Annotated in this window: 13 protein-coding genes; 6 read left to right on the forward strand and 7 right to left on the reverse strand. The window is 41.8% G+C overall.

Translation table 11 applies throughout. The annotated features are described in order from the left end of the window. Positions 1-789 precede the first annotated feature (789 nt). A complete protein-coding gene (locus NFU46_RS19580) occupies positions 790-1,506 on the reverse strand; it encodes an enoyl-CoA hydratase/isomerase family protein (RefSeq protein WP_251604228.1) in 717 nt (238 codons plus the stop codon). A gap of 205 nt (positions 1,507-1,711) precedes the next feature. On the opposite strand from NFU46_RS19580, the gene NFU46_RS19585 reads away from it, so the two are divergent. Beyond that, the gene (locus tag NFU46_RS19585) at positions 1,712-2,485 is read left to right on the forward strand and encodes a sulfite exporter TauE/SafE family protein (protein WP_251604231.1); all 774 of its coding nucleotides are present in this window, start codon (positions 1,712-1,714) and stop codon (positions 2,483-2,485) included. On the opposite strand, the gene NFU46_RS19590 is transcribed toward NFU46_RS19585, so the two are convergent. The 3 genes from NFU46_RS19590 to NFU46_RS19600 form a co-directional block, all read right to left on the reverse strand. Next, positions 2,475-3,953, reverse strand: a complete 1,479-nt coding sequence (locus tag NFU46_RS19590; RefSeq protein ID WP_251604234.1) for a methyl-accepting chemotaxis protein — start codon at positions 3,951-3,953, stop codon at positions 2,475-2,477. The genes NFU46_RS19585 and NFU46_RS19590 overlap by 11 nt on opposite strands. A gap of 7 nt (positions 3,954-3,960) precedes the next feature. Beyond that, positions 3,961-4,797: an ABC transporter substrate-binding protein gene (locus tag NFU46_RS19595; protein WP_251604237.1), complete on the reverse strand. Its 837-nt coding sequence runs from the start codon at positions 4,795-4,797 to the stop codon at positions 3,961-3,963. Positions 4,798-4,880: 83 nt separating this feature from the next. Beyond that, positions 4,881-5,516 carry an SDR family oxidoreductase gene (locus tag NFU46_RS19600; protein ID WP_251604240.1) on the reverse strand — a complete coding sequence of 212 codons (636 nt, stop codon included), beginning with the start codon at positions 5,514-5,516 and terminating at the stop codon, positions 4,881-4,883. A gap of 142 nt (positions 5,517-5,658) precedes the next feature. Between NFU46_RS19600 and NFU46_RS19605 the strand changes: the two genes are divergently transcribed. Then, the gene (locus NFU46_RS19605; RefSeq protein WP_251604243.1) at positions 5,659-7,116 is read left to right on the forward strand and encodes an OmpA family protein; all 1,458 of its coding nucleotides are present in this window, start codon (positions 5,659-5,661) and stop codon (positions 7,114-7,116) included. A 26-nt stretch (positions 7,117-7,142) separates the two neighbouring features. On the opposite strand, the gene mnmC is transcribed toward NFU46_RS19605, so the two are convergent. Further along, entirely contained in the window at positions 7,143-9,191 is a 2,049-nt protein-coding gene (gene mnmC, locus NFU46_RS19610; protein ID WP_175082116.1) for a bifunctional tRNA (5-methylaminomethyl-2-thiouridine)(34)-methyltransferase MnmD/FAD-dependent 5-carboxymethylaminomethyl-2-thiouridine(34) oxidoreductase MnmC, read from the reverse strand. A 179-nt stretch (positions 9,192-9,370) separates the two neighbouring features. Here mnmC and fabB point away from each other — a divergent pair, with 179 nt between their 5' ends. From fabB to NFU46_RS19630, 4 genes are all read left to right on the forward strand, one after another. Then, a complete protein-coding gene (fabB, locus tag NFU46_RS19615) occupies positions 9,371-10,585 on the forward strand; it encodes a beta-ketoacyl-ACP synthase I (RefSeq protein WP_054561838.1) in 1,215 nt (404 codons plus the stop codon). Positions 10,586-10,717: 132 nt separating this feature from the next. Continuing rightward, positions 10,718-11,839 carry a 4-phosphoerythronate dehydrogenase gene (locus NFU46_RS19620; protein WP_251604246.1) on the forward strand — a complete coding sequence of 374 codons (1,122 nt, stop codon included), beginning with the start codon at positions 10,718-10,720 and terminating at the stop codon, positions 11,837-11,839. A 32-nt stretch (positions 11,840-11,871) separates the two neighbouring features. Further along, entirely contained in the window at positions 11,872-12,888 is a 1,017-nt protein-coding gene (locus NFU46_RS19625) for an aspartate-semialdehyde dehydrogenase (RefSeq protein ID WP_054551679.1), read from the forward strand. Positions 12,889-13,208: 320 nt separating this feature from the next. Next, positions 13,209-17,801: a FimV/HubP family polar landmark protein gene (locus tag NFU46_RS19630; RefSeq protein ID WP_251604248.1), complete on the forward strand. Its 4,593-nt coding sequence runs from the start codon at positions 13,209-13,211 to the stop codon at positions 17,799-17,801. Between the two features lie 61 nt (positions 17,802-17,862). Here the strand turns inward: NFU46_RS19630 and NFU46_RS19635 are convergent, their stop codons facing one another. Both NFU46_RS19635 and NFU46_RS19640 read right to left on the reverse strand, forming a co-directional pair. Continuing rightward, on the reverse strand, positions 17,863-19,488 hold the full coding sequence (locus NFU46_RS19635) for a M28 family metallopeptidase (protein WP_251604251.1): 1,626 nt from the start codon (positions 19,486-19,488) through the stop codon (positions 17,863-17,865). Positions 19,489-19,614: 126 nt separating this feature from the next. Then, entirely contained in the window at positions 19,615-20,634 is a 1,020-nt protein-coding gene (locus NFU46_RS19640; RefSeq protein ID WP_251604256.1) for an MBL fold metallo-hydrolase, read from the reverse strand. Positions 20,635-20,757: the final 123 nt, after the last annotated feature.

Below are 20,757 nucleotides of genomic sequence, written 5' to 3' on the forward strand. Positions count from 1 at the left end.
CCCCACCCCCTATGAGCAGTATTTGCCTTATCTAAGTAAGAAATTTCCCCCCACTTACTTTGGTAATAAATGCCAATGCACACTCTCCGGCCCTTCACGGAATTTCTTTATATTAATAAATGTTTCCATCTTACCTAACCGCCAAAGTGCAGTCTCAATCAGGCATGATAGGTGAAGGGGGAGTGGTGTATCAGTATTCTTATACTTTCGTAGCTTTCTTGAAAAGTTACTCGGACAACTGTAACCAAGGGTTCTTGATACTTCTGACCAGCTAGTCCCTGTAGCCTTTATTAATAAAGCATCATTGTATGTTTTTATATGCAGCTGTGGATTAAGCATACGCGATTTTAATGGCATAAGACTCTCCGTTTAAAGGACGTGAAATATTAGTTTCATCTCAAGAACGTTATTACTTAATGCCTTTAAAACTATGTACGTTCTTTATGTTTGATAAATAAAACTGTTCAGAGCTTACGTATGACCTAACTTAAGGGTCTTCAGGGTGAAGTTCTGTGACTACATTGTTTAGCATTTGCACGAATTTCCGATAAAAAGACAATTAATTGTAACTTTTTTTAAAAATAATTAAGTGACCAATAACTAAAGGTATACGAGTAGGTATATCGCAAGCTCTTGCTGTTTGGTAAGTTGTTTTAAATCATGTATTTAGTAATTTAATTCAGCTGACCCCAGCTCCACCAAATATGAAAAAGGCTGCTCTCAGAGCGGCCTTTTTTTATTGCTAAAACTTTTTTCTAAAGCTCCTCTAAAGAAGTCCAGAGTCTAGAATCAAACAACCAACTGAACGGCATCAATAATCGGTTTGTTTTCGGTATCGATGGTGTCGATGATGTGTTTGTGTAGGCGCTTTTTATGCTCGGCGAAAATCGCGCGTTTTTTATCGAACTGGCTGGCAAATTCGAGGGCGGTATTTAACAAGGTTTCGCTGTCTGGGCAAGCTTGTTCAATAACATGATCCGTGGCAAGTTCGCCTGCGGTAACGCGACGGCCAGTTAGCATCATTTCGTTAAAACGATAGTCTGGAATGGCTTTTTTAATGAAAGCGAGCATGCCCGGTAAAAACGGGATTGATAAATCCACTTCGGGGAAGCAGAAGAAACCACGATCGCTTTGCATAAACCTAAAATCACAAGCGCACGATAAAATGGCGCCATTACCAAAAGCGTGGCCATTAATTGCTGCAATTACTGGCATTGGGAAGAGTAATAGGCGTTTAAATACCGCATCCATCGAGTGCATAAAGCCACTTACTTCAGCAAATTTTTGTGCTTTTAATGCAGGCATAAGCCAATCGGTATCTATGCCCAAGCTCCATGACTTTTCGCTGCTTGAAGTGATCACGAGTGCTTTGTGTTCAGGGTTATGTTCGATTTCGTCAAGGCAATTTAAAAAAGCCTCTGCAAAAGCAGGGTTATGGCGATTTTCAGCTGTTGTCATAGTTAAGATAGCAACAGATCCTTGTGTACTTAGATTCATCAGTGTCATGCTGTGCCTTCAATTTTATTGTGTTGTGGGCATAGTTATAACCCATAGGTTTAACAAAATAAACCACAAGTCTGACCAGTTGTGAATTTAGGGGCACTTCTCTTTTGGTTGATATGGTCTTTTAGTCGAAACTAATTTCCAATATGTCGCTAATAGTGGTGAGTCATGGTAGCGTTAGCTCAAACACACTATTTTAAGCGTAACAATGGATTTGATCAGTTGGCAGTTTTTGGGTGGAGATTTATTAAGTCCGATCAGCACAATCATGCTCATTGTGGTTGCGGGCTTTACTTCAATGATTTCAGCGGCTTTTGGTGCGGGTGGCGGCTTAATGCTGCTGGTGATCATGGCATCTATGCTTCCTATGAGTGTGGTTATTCCTGTCCATGGGTTAGTGCAGTTAGGCTCTAATGCAAACCGCTTTTTATTTACGTTTAAGCATATTGATGGCGCTATGTTTGTGTACTTCTCAATAGGGGGAGTCTTAGGTGCGCTGGTTGCCTCAACGATTGTCACATCAATTCCCCTTGAATTAATGAAATTAGTGGTCGCTGCCTTTGTGCTTTATTTACTCTGGGGTGTGACGCCAAAGCTCAGAGAAACCTCAAAGTTATGGCGTGTTCTCGCAGGGCTTTGGACCACGTTTATCTCGATGTTTGTAGGGGCAAGTGGGCCTTTGGTTGGCAGCTGCTTATATGTCAATAATTATAATAAGCTTAAATTTACCGCTACTTTTTCAAGCTGCATGACAGTACAACATACCTTAAAAGCGGTTTTATATGGGGCTGTGGGCTTTGCATTTTGGCAGTGGTTGCCGCTGGTTATGCTCATGATATTGAGCGGTGCATTAGGTACTTGGCTTGGTCTTAAGTTACTGCACCGCATTTCGTCAGATAAATTTAAAAAGATTTTTCGTTTAGTGTTAACGGTGCTTTCCCTGCAACTTGCGTGGCAGGGAATTATGGCTTTTAGTATTTAAACAAACCCAGTTTGGCAACGATGCCGCGTTCTAATTCATTGAGCTGGCCTATGGTGTTATCGAGGTGCTGAGCTTCTTGCGATAGGCTCTTAGCGCCTTGGTTTATGAGCTGCATGGTATTTAAGATATCAGCGGTCACACTGGTTTGCTCTTCAGAGCTTGCTGCAACGCTCTCGTTCATTTGATTAATGGTATTGATTTGTTTAGCAATATCTTTAAACACTGCTTGGCTTTTTTGATTCGCTTGGCTCACTTTATCGCTGAGTGACTTACTTTGCTCCGTTGCGGTTACACAATCAGAGGTATTGTTGTGTAGCGATACAATAATCGACTCAATCTCAGACGTTGAATCATAGGTTTTACTAGCAAGCGCTCTTACTTCATCGGCTACCACAGCAAAGCCACGACCAGATTCACCTGCACGAGCCGCTTCAATAGCAGCATTTAGAGCCAGTAAATTGGTTTGCTCGGCAATACTTTTTATAACATCGAGCACTTGGCTAATTTCATTACTACTGGCGTTTAGTTGTTTAACTACGTTTGATGTGTGGTCGAGCTGTGCAGCTAACTCATCCACCATGTTGCCATTGGCATTCATGTTTTGTTCGCCCTGTTGGCATAAGCGATGTACGTCGGTTGTTTGCTGCGCGGTTTGATTAGCCCCTTGCGCAATCTCTTTGGTTGCTTCACTTAACTGACTAAGCGCATTGGTTGCAGAATCAGTGCGGTTATATTCAAGTTCGGCTTCGTTTTTAGAGCGCACAGATGCTTCGTTTACTGTGCTGGCTATCATTTCAAGCTCACTGGCTGTGCTGCCTAGCTCTGTAATTATTTCTTGCACTTGCGCTATGAATCGATTGAAACCATCAACCAAATAGCCTATTTCATCATTCGATTGATAGCTAATACGTTTTGTAAGGTCGCCTTCACCTTTGACAATTTCATCAACAAGGTTATTTACGCTATCGATTGGTTTTATCACTAAAAGCCGCACGATATAAATAATCACCGCACCCAAGGCGATAAATGAGACCAGCAAGGTAATAAACATGGTGCGTGTCGACTCAGCAATGGTGCTATGCAGTGCTTGTTGTGAGTAACCAATTTTTATGTGACCAATTAAATTATCTAAATAGTGCAAATCAATAGTTTTGCTAACCGATGCGTTATTGCTTTGTTTAGTGATAGCGGCCAGTGGCTTATTGCGATGATCTGTCACTGAAATGCTATGTACATGTTTGTTTTGCGAAAAGGCTTTAATAATCTGATTGATTAACGGTTCATCATAAGAGAATACAGGCTCGGCTAAAATAACCTGCATTTGCTCATTAAGGGCCGTGATGTCGTCTTGCCATTGCTGTGTTTGACTCGACTTTGCCAGCAGATAGTTTGCGCTGATCACGAAGATCACGCTCAGTAAAAGGCACAAAGACAGTGCCAAGGTTATTTTATATTTTAATGATTTCATTGTGTGCTCATTGAAATGGGTTAAACCACAAAGGGCTATTTTTATTAGGTGTGTTCGACGATAACGTTGGGTTATCAAGCTCAATTACGCGACGCGAGCTTAAGTTGGCTTTTGATAAAACCGTTTGTACTTGGCTGTCTGCCAAAAACATGGCGTTAAATGTGCCATCAGCAATCATCTCGTTTAGCGCATCATTTAGCTGTTTATGCAGCGTGTGGTTGTTTTTGTTGACGAAAAAGTAAAGTGGTGCGGTGTACTTAATGACCAAGTGCGGCTCAACAGTGAGGTTAAGCTCTGAGTGATTGGCAATTTCATCCCAAGGTTCATTCACCCCACGCGGGAAGTAATCAAAGCGCTCGCCTTCAAGCATTGGGAACAAATTAGGGTATTTTAATGTAGTAACAACAGGCAGTTGATTTGCTTTTAATATTTTCGTGTCTGGCCAGGTTTTACCTTGCCCAGCGGTAAAACGTTTTAAATCTTGTAAGCTAGTTACCGAGCTAAACAGTTCGCGATTTTGTGCTTTCACAATCGCGACTCGCATGCCAAGTAAGCCACGAAACAAGGGAATATAAACGGCTTGATAATCCTGTTCTAACTGAGTTGATGTCATGCTCCACATCACATCCAGCTGGTTGTTTTTTACATCGTTTAAGATACGTGCATTAGAGATATCTTTATTGGTTTCATAAGGGTGAATATACTCTAAGCCAGCACGTTCGATGGCGCTGATCAGTAATTTGTGGGGAAGGGAGGTATCGCCACTGTAGCTTTGAACTTTTACCGGTGCGGCAAAACAAGCCGACGTAAAAGCAAAGCAAAAAAGTAAAGCAAAATGACGCATAAAGCACCTTTGTTATTATTATGTAAACAATAAACTAAAGTGCTTTACGCGCTTTCTCAATCTTATTTCTTATGCATACGTATTCAATTGCTTAGTAGGCTGTCGATTGACTTATCACCATTAAACAATTCAAACACTTGCGGTTTTTTCGGTGTATGTTCAGCGAGGTATAGCAGGGTATCTGCCACATCTTCACGGTTGATCACCGCATCTTGGCGCGTTGCAGGGCGTGTGGTGGTTAAAAACCCCGTTGCTGCATCATTTAATAGCGTGCCAGGTCTGACAATGCTGTAATTTAATTCGCTATTGATTAAATGTTGGTCAGCCATGTGCTTTGCAACTAAATACGGTTTTATACTGCTTTCAATGTTGTCTGGGGCATCAGCACCAATTGAGCTGACCATAATAAAGTGCTTAACCTTGGCATCTGCCGCATAATTAATCGCTTTAACAGCGGCCCATAAATCTATCAGTAAGGTTTTATCGGCACCCGTAGCGCCGCCGGATCCCGCGCTAAAAATCACTTGCTCAACCCCTTCGAAGGCGCGACTAAAATCGTTTTCGAGGTCTTGCTCTACAATCGTTAAATGATTACTTTCAAGCGCAGTCAGTTTGCTTTTGTCTCTAACTAGAGCCACTACGTCATGGCCACTTGCCAGCATTTTTTCGGTGGTCATTTTACCTATTTGGCCCGTTGCGCCAATGATTAAGGTTTTCATATCAAACTCCTTCTAATTGCTGTGTAACTAAAGACCTTGGGGTGTGGATTTATTTTTAAAGGGGTACAAGCAAACTTTGAATAAAAAAGTATTATTTGGCATAGTATTGAATCAGGTACAAAATCAATTAAAAGGACTTAAAGTGAAAATATATTTTAATCTTTTGGTGGTGGTAACATTAGCATTTTGCAATGCGGTATCTGCCAATCAATGGCTATCGCCTTATCCAAATAGTGAGGTTGAAAAGTCGGTTAAACTCAGTGGCGAACAGACACAATTACTGAGCCAGTTTGATGACAGTAAAAAGTCATCAGAGCGATTTAGTTACACAGACTTTATTGACGATGTAAACCACACATTGTACGAAATAAACAATGTTGCCACTCTCAAAGTATTTGAAAACTATAAACAAGCTTTACTCACCGATGGTTTTAATATTGTTTACTCTTGTCAGCTAGATGCTTGCGGTGACAGCAGTGATTTTGCAGAGGAAGTCGGTTACTTTCAGCTCTATAATTATCATCGTAAGCCATATTATCTGCTTGCCACTAAAGGTGAAAAGCCTGAGTTTGCAGTGTCGTTATTTGTTGGCCAGTACAACAGTAAAACGCGTGTTATGAGTAGCTCAATTGCGATTAAAGAGCTTGAAACAGGTCTGATAAAAGCCAATACAGCTGCTTTTGCAAAACAGCAATTAAATCCAGTTACCAAAGCACCTAAAGACGATATTAGAGGCTCAAGCGATCATCCATTACTTAGCCGTTATCCTGGTAGTTTTATTGAAGACTATGAGCAAATTGATTACGAGGAATTTTCACTACCAACAGGATTATTTAACCGTAAAAACAAAACGCTACCTGCTGAAGATGTGACAGGCGATATCACTCGTATTACTTATGAAATTAGAAAAGTATCAACCCTTAAGGTTTTTCATAACTATGTGTCTGCCTTAACAAAAGAAGGCTTTGAAACGGTATTTAGTTGCGAACGTCAAGCATGTGGTGACGACCGTAAGGCAATACAAGAACTTGGTGATCACTTGTCGGTAAAACAAGTTTATAACTATTATCGTCAGCCGCGTTATCAGTTAATGAAAAACACCATAGAAAATCAAACAACCTATGTCGCATTTTTTGTTGGGAATTACCAAGGCACTACGCGAGTGCAGCTTGTTATAATTCGAACAGAGCCTTTACAAGGCGATTTAGTTAAAACCAATCCGGACCAAGTGTTAAAGCAGCTAGAGCAAAAAGGTAAAGCAGCCATTTATGGCATTTACTTTGACCATGATAAATCAGACATTAAGCCAGAGTCAGCAGAGTCATTAAAAGTGATTGCGGATGTTTTAAATAAAAATAACAGCTTAAATTTGTACGTTGTTGGTCATACAGATGATAAAGGAAGCCCAGAATATAATTTAGGGCTGTCATCTAAGCGAGCTAAAGCAGTTGTTAAAGCGCTCGTGAGTCAATACGGCATTAAAGAGTCGCGTTTAATTGGTTATGGTGTAGGCCCTTATGCGCCAGCTGCCAATAATAAAAATGATTTGGGTCGTCAGCTAAACAGACGCGTAGAGCTAGTTGAGCGATTAAGTAATTAACAATCAAAAGGGGCTTTTTAGCCCCTTTAAATTTTATTACGAATTAGGTCGCGAACAATAAAGCGGGCGGGGTGAATAGCCTGACTCACACGTTCGCTAAATGGCCTTGGTTCATTGTTTAAACAAGCAATTAAATGTTCAGCACATAAAGGGGCACTGCACAGGCCTCTTGCACCAAAGCCTGTGAGTACATGCAAGCCTTGCTGAGGTTTCGTTAACGTTTGGTACTGATAACGCTTACCTAAGCGTAGATTAGCAAACGCGCTTACATAATCACTTTGTTCAGCCCATTCACCTGCCATAGGTAGATGGTCGATAAAGGTGCACCTTACAGCTGCTTTTGCCGCTGTTATCTCACCTAAGGTCGTTGCAAACTCGCTGTTTGTGTAAAAACTTAATAGTTGTTCGCGATTGGTGTGGTTGTCTTGCTCTTTAACTTCACGGCTTTTTGAGTTTTTTTCAAAAGTCGCGCCCATGCAATGATGGCCTTGATATTCAGGAGTAAAATAGCCCTTATGGCAAAGCACGGTCTTTAGGCGTTTTGACTGCTCGCTTGCTTGCACATGCGAGACTTGGCCGCGCACACCAACAATAGGTAGCGCTTGAGTTTGGCTAAACTGGTCACTGTGTTCACCTGCACAATTAATCACATCGCTAAATGGCCCGAAAGTTTGCTCTTTGCTGTGTAGTAACCAGCCATCAGCGGTTTTTTCGAGCTTTTCAATATGGCAATTAAAGTGACTGTCCATTTTATTATTGGTAGTGGCAGTTAACGAATTTGCCGCATTAAATAGTGCTGTAACCAGGGCTGGTGGATTTACCCAGCCGCCTTTTGCAAAGAATACACCTGAGTAGCCTGTTTCTACACCGGCAATTTCGTCACCTTCTTCGGCGCTTACATTACGCATTAATTCAACTGGCCAAAGTTCTTTATCGGCAAGGTTTTGATGTTTATCAGCTAGACCTTGTTTAACCGCGTGCTGTAATACACCACACCACTGGTGAGGGTAGTCAAAACCATCATCAAGTAATTGTTGGTACAGACGCATCGCATATAAAAAACTATGGGCGAACATTTCACTGTGTGGTGAATTTTTCGCTTGTAAATGCGGATACACAGCCCCTTGTACATTGTGAGAAGCGCCCATGGCAAGCGCTTCGTCTTGGCAAAAAAGCGTGGCTTTTAGGCCTCTTTTTGCCAGTGAATACAGTACACTGCTACTGGCAATACCACCGCCAATAACAGCCACATTACTCAGTTCACTTTGCTGATGAGTAAAATAGGCAGGCCCTGATTGTTGATCATTAGGCTCAGTGAGCTCGCCAATCAGCATTTCGCGTTTTTTACCATAGCCTTTTGCTTTACTCATGCTGAAGCCTGCTTCGATTAGCCCTCTTCTTACAAAGCCTGCGGCAGTGAAAGTGGCGAGTGTGGCATTTGCTCTTGAGATAGCACGCATCTTGTTGAACAAACTCTGTTGCCACATATCTGGGTTTTTACTTGGTGCAAAGCCGTCTAAATACCACGCATCAACAACCCCTTCGCTTGGGTAGCTCATGGCGTCAATGCTGTCTTGCACGTCACCAAAGTAAAGGTCGAGTATTAGTTTGCCGCCTGCAAATTCAAGGCGATGACAGCCGGCCAAATTAATTGGGTATTGAGTAATTAGTTGCTCACTATACTTGCTTAAACTAGGCCAGGCTTTGAGTGCTTGAGCAAGGTCATCACGCTTAATAGGAAATTTTTCAAAAGAGATAAAGTGCAAGCGGGTAACACTTTTTTTACCACTATGGTCGGGTTGATTTTGAACTTCTTGCTCTGCATGCTGCCTATCAAGGTGAGCAGCAAAGTGTTGCCATGTATTTAAAAAGTTAAGCCCCGTACCAAAGCCTGTTTCAGCAATTGCAAAGTGGTTACGGTCATGATTTTGTAATCGTTGCGGGATATGGTTTTGTTGATAAAACACATAATGTGATTCGGCTAAGCCATCGTCATTAGAGAAATAAACATCGTCAAACTGATCGGCGACAGGGGTACCAAGGTGATTAAAATGAATATGTGCGTTTTTGATCATGGTTTAACTAATTAACTACAAACTTTTTTCATTATTTTACGTGTTTTCTTTGAAATAGTCTGGCGTTATTTATAAGCTAGACATTCAGAGTACATGTGTACGCTAGAAAGCTGACCACTTCGAAAGTAATTTCAGCGTAAAATAGAACACAATTTAGTATAGAGCTAAGGTAATTACCCATGAGAAGAGCCGTTATTACGGGCATCGGTGTTGTTTCAAGCATCGGTAACAACAAAGAAGAAGTATTAGAATCATTAAAACAAGGCCGTAGTGGTATCGCGTTCAACCAAGAGTTTGCTGACTACAACCTACGTAGTAACGTATCTGGCAAAATCGATATTGATGTTAAAGAGTTTGTTGATCGTAAAGCAATGCGCTTTATGGGCGATGCTGCTGCATATGCTTATATCTCAATGTCACAAGCGATTGCAGATGCTGGCCTTAGTGAAGATCAAGTTTCAAACGAGCGCACTGGTTTATTAGTGGGTTCAGGTGGTGGTTCATCTAAATGGCAAGTTGAAGCGGCTGACATTTTACGTGAAAAAGGCGTAAAACGTGTTGGTCCTTACATGGTACCACGTACTATGGCGAGTACGACTTCGGCGTGTCTTGCAACACCATTTAAAATTAAAGGTGTTAACTACTCACTAAGCTCTGCATGTGCGACATCTGCACACTGTATCGGTCACGCGGTTGAGCAAATTCAACTAGGCAAGCAAGACGTAATCTTTGCAGGTGGTGGTGAAGAGCTTCACTGGACGCTAGCAATGGAATTCGATGCAATGGGTGCATTGTCTACTAAGTACAATGAAACACCAGAGAAAGCATCACGTACATACGATGCAAACCGTGACGGTTTCGTTATCTCTGGTGGTGGCGGTATCGTTGTTGTTGAAGAGCTTGAGCATGCACTTGCTCGTGGCGCGCACATTTATGCAGAAATCACTGGTTACGGTGCAACGTCTGACGGCTACGACATGGTAGCTCCATCAGGTGAAGGCGCTGTACGTTGTATGAAGCAAGCAATGCAAGATCTTGAAGGCGGTATTGATTATTTAAATACTCACGGTACTTCAACACCTGTTGGTGATGTGAAAGAGCTTGGCGCTATTCAAGAAGTATTTGGTGGTAACTCGCCAATGATCAGTGCAACCAAAGCGATGACAGGTCACGCTCTAGGTGCGGCAGGCGTTCATGAAGCAATTTTCTCGCTATTAATGCTTGAGCATAACTTTGTTGCTCCATCTATCAACATTGATGAACTAGATGAGCAAGCTGAAGGTCTAAATATTGTAACTGAGCGTAAAGACGTTGAACTAAATACAGTTATGTCTAACAGCTTCGGTTTCGGTGGCACTAACGCCACATTAGTAATGAGCAAATATAAAGGTTAAACCTCTCCAGTATTTGTTTAAAGCCGAGCAATAGCTCGGCTTTTTCATTTGTTATAAAGTCTTAGTTGTTACCTATCCGAATACTGATAAATTCGCTACAATAGCGCCACTTTCTGCCTCTCGGACACACAAATGAAAATTCTTGCAGATCAAAATATGCCATTGGTTGAGCAGTACTTTGCCGATTTTGGTGATGTTGAGCGATTTGATGGCCGTAATCTCCAACCCGAGCAGCTAGTCGGGGTCGATATTTTGTTAACCCGCTCTGTTACCAATGTAGATAAAACCTTACTCACTCAAGCAGATAAATTAAAATTTGTGGGCACAGCAACCATAGGTGTTGATCACATTGATACCGAGTTACTTGCTGAGCGAAATATCGCATTTAGCAGCGCACCAGGTTGTAATGCCGTGGCGGTTGCTGAATATGTTATTAGCTGTTTGTATGCCTTGAGCCAAGAAAATGCTAGTTCATTACAAGGTAAAACCATCGGCATAGTGGGTGTTGGCAGTATAGGTAGCTGTTTACGTGATAAGCTTAGCCTGCTTGGTATGAATGTATTGTTATGTGATCCACCAAAACATGAAGCCGGTGAGCTTGCAGAGCATATTGAATTAGACACATTACTAGCCCAAGCCGATATTGTGACTTTTCACGTGCCATTGGTTAAACAAGGTCCGCATAAAACCCTGCACATGCTAGACGAAACGCGCTTAAAAGCGCTTAAGCCGGGTATGACGATTATCAATGCAAGCCGTGGTGATGTGATTGATAACCAAGCATTGCTAGCATTGTTTGAGCAAGGCGCAAAATTAGATTGTGTGCTTGATGTTTGGGAAAACGAACCCAATATACTGACACCTCTGCTTGATTATGTACGTTATGCCAGTGTGCATATTGCAGGGCATACACTTGAAGGCAAAGCCCGCGGTACACAAATGCTGTATCAGCAAGTATGTGAGCTTGAAGGCATCGCAGCGCTTAAGTCTCTGGACGATTTTTTGCCAGAACCAATTAGCCACTCTGTCACGCTAGGTGAAACCTTTAACCTAGATGATATAGGTCGCTTAGTGCACTTAATTTATGATGTGCGTCGCGACGATGGCATTTTACGAAGTAAATTAGCAAGCGAAGGCTTTGATAGTTTACGCAAGAATTACCCGCCACGACGCGAGTTTAGTACTTTGTCGGTGGCTGCCAACAGTGCATGTGAAGGCGCATTAGCTGCACTGGGATTTAGAATTAACGAATAAAGCCATTTGCTTTATTCAAAAGAGGAAAACACATGTCGCAAAAATTTAATGTAGCCGTATTAGGTGCCACAGGTTTAGTGGGTCGTCAGATTATCGAAACTTTAGAAGATCGTAAGTTTCCGGTAGACCAATTATTTTTACTCGCAAGCAGCCGTAGTGCTGGTGAAGAAATCCAATTTCGCGGTGAGAGCATTGAAGTAATCGATGTTGAAGAGTTTGATTTTAGCCAAGCTCACATTGGTTTATTTTCAGCAGGCGGCAGTGTCTCTGAAAAATACGCACCGATTGCGGCGGACGCAGGCTGTGTGGTAATTGATAATACCTCACACTTTCGTAATGACTACGATGTGCCACTAATTATTCCTGAAGTTAATGCATCAAGCTTAGCGGATTTCAGAAACCGCAACATCATTGCAAACCCTAACTGCTCAACGATTCAAATGCTGGTGGCACTAAAGCCAATTTATGATGCTTATGGCATTGACCGCATTAACGTATCAACTTATCAAGCTGTATCGGGTGCGGGTAAAGAAGCCGTTGATGAACTAGCTAAGCAAACAGCAAACTTAATGAATGCGCGTCCGATGGATAATGCCGTTTTCCCTAAACAAATTGCTTTTAATGTGATCCCACAAATCGACAGCTTTGAAGATAACGGTTATACCCGCGAAGAAATGAAAATGGTCAACGAAACACAAAAAATCTTAGGTGATAACAGTGTTGTGGTTAACCCTACTTGTGTTCGTGTTCCCGTGTTCTTTGGTCACAGTGAAGCGATTAATATTGAAACGCGTATGCCAGTAGATATCGAACATGTGAAGCAGCTATTAAACGATGCACCTGGTGTAGAGTTTATTGAAGACTTAGCTGATTATCCAACTGCAGTATCAGACGCAAGTGGTAACGATACTGTATACGTGGGTCGTTTACGTGCTGATATTTCGCACCCACATGGCTTAAACATGTGGGTTGTTAGCGATAATACGCGCAAAGGTGCGGCAACAAATAGTGTGCAGATTGCTGAAGAGCTTATCGCAAATTATTTATAAATCTGATGATTTAGGCTGAGCTAAATTTAAGAAAAGCGGCAATTTGCCGCTTTTTTTGTGAATTCACTGCCAAATTATTGCCGCATACGCTGTAAAAGCGTATAAACTTAACGATAACAATAAAAAAGCCTCTCAGCCGCTATTATTTAAGCTATTTACTATCAAGGTGTTGCAATAGATATTGCAAGGCAACTAAGTTATAGTTTGCAGCTGGAATAGAGCTTGCAAGAAAACATAATTAAGAATCAATTCTGCAAGAATTACTTGATGTTTAAGCAACCAAGGTTGCTGCGTTAACATTTAAAACATAAAGGATCAGCATGCGCGGTTTAGCAACACTCTTCATATTAGCGTCTGCATTGGTGGTAACACCGACATACTCTGATGAAGGCACCACACTTAAAGGCCCTAAAGGTGTCGATTACGGTGCGCAGGGGCGCTCTATTGGTCCAATTAAACCGACCGATACATTATGGCGTATTGCCGCTAAAATTCGCCCTGACAACTCTGTAAGTATTTATCAGGTCATGCAAGCTCTGTATGACAAAAACCCATCGTCATTTTTAGACCAAAACCTAAATCATATGCGTGATGGCGCATACCTAAAAATTCCAACAATTGCAGAAATGCGTGCGGTCAACCCGACATTAGCAAAAGCGCGTTCTGAACAAGATGATGAGCTGTGGGAAAAAAAGAAAAACGGCACGCTGACTACAGCTGAAATTAATGAATCGCAAAAGAAAGTAACTCAAGCCCGTAAAGTTGATGTAGACGAAGCAAAACAAGAACTTAAGCAAGAAATCAACACCATTAAAACAGAGCAGGGCACGCAGCTCGTAGAGCTTCAAAAGCAGTTTAAATCGTCGGTTGAAAATGTTGAAGAGATTTTAGCTGAGAACAACAAGCTCAAAAAGCAACTGAGCGGTATTTCTAAAGAGCTTGAAACCGTTCGCGATCAACTTGGCCAAGACAGTGAAATTCAAAAGCAACTGAAAGAGTTGATCACTAAACAAAATCAAATCATAGAGCAGCAAAAAGCAAAAAAGATTGAAGAGGACAGTGGGTTTAGTTTTTCGAATTTACTGAGCAACCCATTTGTTCTCGGTGCTTTAATGTTTATTCCTGCATTACTTATCATTGCAGCCGTTGTGATGTTTTTGAAAAAACGCAACAGCGCCAATGATGATACAGATGCCAGCGATGACGATGAATTTTTACCTCAAAGCCCAAGTTATAATGCTGATGATGATTTAGAACCAATTATAGAAACTGATCCGCTAGTTCCTGATCCGGTCGAAGACAATGATGACTTGAGTGTGCGGTTAGATGACGACTTAGACCAAGACATGCTGCCTGATGATGACATCATTTTTGACGACAGCATTGATGATAGTTTTGATGAAGATGACAGTGTTTTAAATCAAGATGAACTAGAAGGTTTATTAAGTGATGACATCGAGTTTAATGATGAGTCTTCAAGTAGTGCTGACGATGATGATTTAGATGCATTTTTACAGCAAGATTTCGATCAAACCGATGACGACAGTTTAGGTGATGAAATTGACCTAGATAGCGAACAGTCTCCAGCAGATTCATCGGGTGATATTTTAAGTGCTGATGACATTGATGACCTATTTGATACTGATGAAGATGACTCGTTAGATAACGCCAATGATGAAATGGCAGCGCTTAGTGAAGAGCTTGCAGAAGATGACGCTGAAGATGATTTTGACATTGATAGCTTAATTGATGAGCAAAACAACACGGATTCTAATCAAGATGTAAACCTAGACGATATTGATGACTTACTCGATGAAAATAATGATGCCTCAACAACTAACGTTGAAGCTGAACTCATCGATGAAGATGATTTCGATATCGACAGCTTAATTGATGAAGCGCAAACAGACGAGCCAGCAGCCGAAGCTAACGATGCATTAGAAAACGACGATCTTGATGATGCGCTGGATGTTGATGACATTGACTCGCTATTAGATGAAGCTCAAGAAGAAGCGCCAGCCGAAGAACCAAGCGCGGATGAGCTCATCGATGAAGATGATTTCGATATTGACAGCTTAATTGATGATGCACAAACAGAAGAGCCAGCCGCTGAAGCTAACGATGCATTAGAAAACGATGATCTTGATGATGCGCTGGATGTTGATGACATTGACTCACTATTAGATGAAGTTCAAGAAGAACCTGCAGAAGAACCTAGCGCAGACGATTTAATCGACGAAGACGAGCTTGATGATGCCCTCGATGTTGATGACATTGATTCATTGCTAGATGAGGCACAAGCAGAGCCTGAAGCGGAACTTGTTGAAGAGCAGGCTGAAGAGCTTTCAGAAGAACCTAGCGCAGACGATTTAATCGACGAAGACGAGCTTGATGATGCCCTCGATGTTGATGACATTGATTCATTATTAGATGAGGCACAAGCAGAGCCTGAAGCGGAGCTTGTTGAAGAGCGGGCTGAAGAGCTTGCAGAAGAACCTAGCGCAGACGATTTAATCGACGAAGACGAGCTTGATGATGCCCTCGATGTTGATGACATTGATTCATTGCTAGATGAGGCACAAGCTGAGCCTGAAGCGGAGCTTGTTGAAGAGCAGCCTGAAGAGCTTGCAGAAGAACCTAGCGCAGACGATTTAATCGACGAAGACGAACTTGATGATGCCCTAGATGTTGATGACATTGACTCATTATTAGATGAGGCACAAGCAGAGCAAGAGCCTGAAGCAGAGCTTGTTGAGGAGCAGCCTGAAGAGCTTGCAGAAGAACCTAGCGCAGACGATTTAATCGAAGAAGACGAGCTTGGTGATGAACTAGATGTTGATGACATTGACTCGTTATTAGATGAGGCTCAACCTGAGCAAGAGCCTGAAACGGAGCTTGTAGAGGAGCAGCCTGAAGAGCTTGCAGAAGAACCAAGCACAGACGATTTAATTGATGAAGATGAACTTGATGATGCTCTAGATGTTGATGACATTGATTCACTATTAGATGAAGCTCAAGAACAGCCTGAATCTGAAGAGCTGGTTGAAGAGTCAATTGAAGAACCTAGTGCAGACGATTTAATCGACGAAGATGAGCTTGATGATGATTTAGATGTCGATGACATCGACTCATTATTGGATGAAGCGCAGGAAGAGCCAGAACAAGAACCAGTTGAAGAGCTTACCGAAGAGCCTATTACGGATGATTTAAGCGATGAGTTTGATACTGATGAAATAGACTCACTACTTAATGAGGTTGATGCAGAGTCAGAAGAACCTGAGTTAACAGATGAAAGTAGCTCAGATATTGATGACAATGCTGAGCAAGACGATGAGCTCGATGTAGCAGATATTGACTCATTACTTGATGAAGACACTAGTGACGAGCAGGACTCTGACGTTGATGATGAGCTTGAAGAGCTTATTCAGCAAACAAATGAGCTGAAGCAAGACACTGAAGCGCAGATATCAGATTTAAGTCATGAACAGAGTGACAGTGCAGAGCATGATGAGAATCTACAAGAGTCGCTAGAAGATTTAGCCGATGCTGATCAAGCGGTTGATGACATGAATGTTGAATCAATTGCATCAGAGTTGGTTGATGATACGGATGATAGTGACGAAGTTGATATCGATGAAGCGCTTAATCAAGAGTTTAATGAAGATAGCGATGAGCTATTAGATGAAGATGATAGCCTTGACGAGTTTGATGATCCATCACTGAAAAGTGTCGATGAGTTATTAAATGAAATTGGTGAAGAAGATGACTATGTCGAAGCACCAGACTGGTCAATAGATGAACCAGAGCAAGACATAGAAGAAGTTGAAATTGATTTAGGCGATGATCCGCTAGCAGATGAAGACCTAACTGATGAATTTGATTTAACCGCCGACGAAGAGCCATTACAGCAAGATACCGTGACTCCTAGCCAAGAGTTGGAAGAGTACCCAGAGCTTGAGCTAGATGAAGCCGGTTTTGAATTGGATGAATCTGATGAAGACACTTCTAGTGAGTTAGATGAAGATGCACCATTACAGTTAAGTCAGGCAGAGCAAGACCTTGCTAATTCATTAGCAACGGGTAATGAGCTTGATCAGCTAGACGATGATTTTGATGATGAGATCTTGCTTGATAATGAATTTACAGAAGATGATATTCTTGATCCTGAGGACGACTTATCGGATCAATCACAGAGTGAAGGCACAACAGAGTTAACGAGCGAAGCGCCAATTGACGATGAGGTGGCTGATAGCCAAGACGAATTAGAGGAGTTCCCTGAATTCGAATTGGACGATATTGAACTTGATGATGCCCTAGAAGCTGAGCAAACATTAGCTGATATCGAGTCTAATTTAGCTGACGAGGCTGATTTAAGTGAGCTGTCAGACGATGAAATCGATGATGATTTTATGGCTGACCTTACTCAAACAGACTTTGATGCGCTGTTAAATGAACTAGCAGAGCCAGATGACGCTGATATTGCTGATGCCAGTGAGTTCGACGTTGATTTTAATGCACTATTAAATGAAGACTTACAGGGTGAAAGCGAACAGCCAGTTGAACCTGAAGTAGAGGCATTAGATTCCGAGGAGCAAACTACTTCAACGGATGAGTTTGTAGATATCGATTCATTACTTGAACAAAGTGACGATGAAGCACTCGACCACGAACCTTATGATGAGGTTGATATGGATGTAGGGCTGAGTGATTTTAATGACTTACTAGCAGGCGATAACCCAACTGATGTTGATGCCGAAAGTGGTGGTTACTCAGCAAAACTGGACTTAGCTCGGGCATATATCGAAATAGACGACTTTGACTCAGCGCTGCAAGCCATTGAAGATGTTATTGCCAATGGCCCAGAGGAAGTTCAAGAAGAAGCACAATCACTTAAGGCTAAAATTAACGAGTAATAAGTAAAACTGACAATAAAAAACCGAGCAACTAGCTCGGTTTTTTGTATCTAAGCAAAGGCTATTGCTTGTCTTGTAAGCGACGAGTTTTGAAATCAGACTCGGCTTTCCACTTAGGCCAATCGCCGTTATCAGCAAGTTTGGCAGCAATATCAACTATCAGCTCGATATCTTGCTCAACACCACCCATAGACCAATCTGCTGAATAGTCGTCAGCTTCTTTATGATATTTGTGAGCGATGTAATCAGGATCTGTATCACCTAAACTCATAAATAATAAGCTAGGCACGCCTTGCTTAGCTAGAGAGAAGTGATCAGAGCGGAAAAACAAACCATTTTGAGGACGCGGGTCCATTTTTACATGACGACCTTGTGCTTTCGCTGCATCTGCAAGGTAGTCTTCCATTTCAGACATGCCTTTACCGTATTGTAATATGTAGTCAACGCCGTCTAGCACGTTCATACCATCAATATTAAGCAGTGCGACCATTTGTTTAGTTGGTACAATTTCGCCAGTAGCGAATTGTTCTGAGCCAATAAGCCCTGTTTCTTCAGCCGTAAAGTTGGCAAAGATAATAGAGCGTTTAAATGGTTTTTTCTTATGCATTTCAGTAAGAATACGGGCTATTTCAACCGTTGCTGCGCTACCTGATGCGTTATCAACAGCACCATTGTAGATTTTCACACCGTCATCAGTTTGCTTGGTGCCAAAGTGGTCCCAGTGCGCACCAATTACAATGTACTCATCAGGAGTTTCGCTACCTTTAAGCGTTGCAACAACATTATGCGATTGCGCTTGAGAGATATCACTTTTCAGTGTCAGCGCTGCTTTCGCTTTTAAGTCGACAGGTTTAAAGTCAGCTTTTAGTGCGTTGGCTTTTTCAGTTTGATAATCAAGGCCTGCTTGAGCAAAAATTTCATTTGCCGCTTGCTCATCAATCCAACCCATTACAGGGATGTCAGAAGCATTCTTATCTTGGTCGATTAAGGTATATTTGCTACCCGTGTTCGAGCTTTCTACAACGCCCCAAGGGTATGCGGCAGGAGCAGTTTCGTGAACGATAAATACCGCTTTTGCACCTTGGCGAGCACCTTCTTCATATTTGTAAGTCCAACGACCGTAGTAGGTCATAGCATTACCGGTGAAAAGCGTGTCGTCTTGGGTGGCAAAACCAGGGTCATTAACAAGCACGATAATTGTTTTGTCTTTTACATCAATATCTGCAAAGTCATCCCAATTATATTCAGGTGCATTAATACCATAGCCAACAAACACAACATCAGAGCCATCGATGTTGATTTCAGGGTTAATTTGTTGGGTACGGGCGGTAAAATCACTGCCAGCATTAAAGCTTAAATCACCCACTTGTAAGGTCATGTTTTGATCTGGAGTGAGTTTTGCCATGGTAACTGGCTGTAAAAACTCGCCATTAAAACTACCGCTTAAGCCGAGTTTTTTATACTCGTCGGCTAAATAATTAATGGTTAGTGTTTCGCCTTCAGTTAAAGGGCCACGGCCTAAGAATTCATCAGAGGCGAGGGTTTTAATATGTGAGCGTACATTGGCAATGTTTACGGCTTCATTGCTTTCAGCACTTGGTTCATCAGTGCTTGTTGTTGGTTGCTCAGAGCAGCCGAATAAACCAATTGCAAGTGCCAAGCTTGCATACTTAAGGTGAGTTGTCATAGTTTTTCTGGTTGATTGCACAGGGTTTCACTATATGGGACGCGAAGGGGGCTGTCCAGAAAGAGTCTACAAATAACTAATTATTCAGGATGAAAGGATAATAATGCACCTTTCATCCTGTCAATTTTACCACCACGCTTTATCAATGGCGGTATCTTGAATTTTAAATACCTCACCAACTAACGGAGTACTCAGTGATACTTGCTCTTGTCCTGCTTTTTTAGCAACACGTTTAAGTGGGTCATACCAAGCATGAAAGGCCAGATCGAATGTTCCATTATGCACTGGCACCATCACATCACCTTGTAAATCGAGGTGAGCTTGTACTGATTGTTCTGGTGTCATGTGAATGTCAGCCCAATCTTTGTCGTAAGCACCGGTTTCAATAAAAGTGATATCAAACGGCCCATAACGATTACCAATCTCTTTAAAGCCAGAAAAATAGCCAGAGTCACCGCTAAAATAAAAGCGCTTGTCATTTACTTTAATAGCCCAAGAGCCCCAAAGGGTTTTATTGCCATCTGTTAAACCTCGGCCAGAGAAGTGCTGAGTTGGGGTAAATACAATTTGGCTATTTGCCATATTTTTCTCTTGCCACCAATCAAAACTATGGACTTTTTGTTCATCAACGCCCCATTTTTTCAGGTCGTTTTCGACTCCTAATGGCACATAAAAAGAATCTGTTTTATCAACAAGCTGTTTAATTGCCGCTTTATCTAAGTGGTCATAATGGTTGTGTGAAATAAACACTTTGGCAATGTTTGGTAGCTCTGCAATGCTGATAGGTGTTGGCTGAAAGCGCTTTGGCCCCATGAATGAAAAAGGCGAAGCGCGCTCTGAAAATACCGGATCAAATAGCCAGTATTCGCCATACACTTTCGCTAAAATAGAGGAGTGACCTAACTTCACAAAATGCACTGTGTCATTAGATAAACGCTCAAGCTGTGCATGAGAAACAGAATGCATAGGCAGTTCACCTTTTGGCTCTGCATCAATTTTCTTTTCTGTAATAAAGCGTTTGAAGATACCTAGCGTTTTCTTAAAGCTGGGTCTTTCTACCTCAGCACTATTGTGGAACTTGCCATCAGATAATTGCGCAGAGTGGCTGTTATCACTCACACCTTCAGCGGCTAATTGATTATTCATAATAAACACTCCTATCACGATGCATAGAGTGGCGATTGCGAGCCATTTTAGAAATTTCATATCGTCACCATAAGTAAACTACACGGTGTAGTTTTTCATGGTTTGCTATAAAAGTAAACTATC

The organism is Pseudoalteromonas sp. NCCP-2140, assembly GCF_023708065.1.
GTDB lineage: Bacteria > Pseudomonadota > Gammaproteobacteria > Enterobacterales > Alteromonadaceae > Pseudoalteromonas.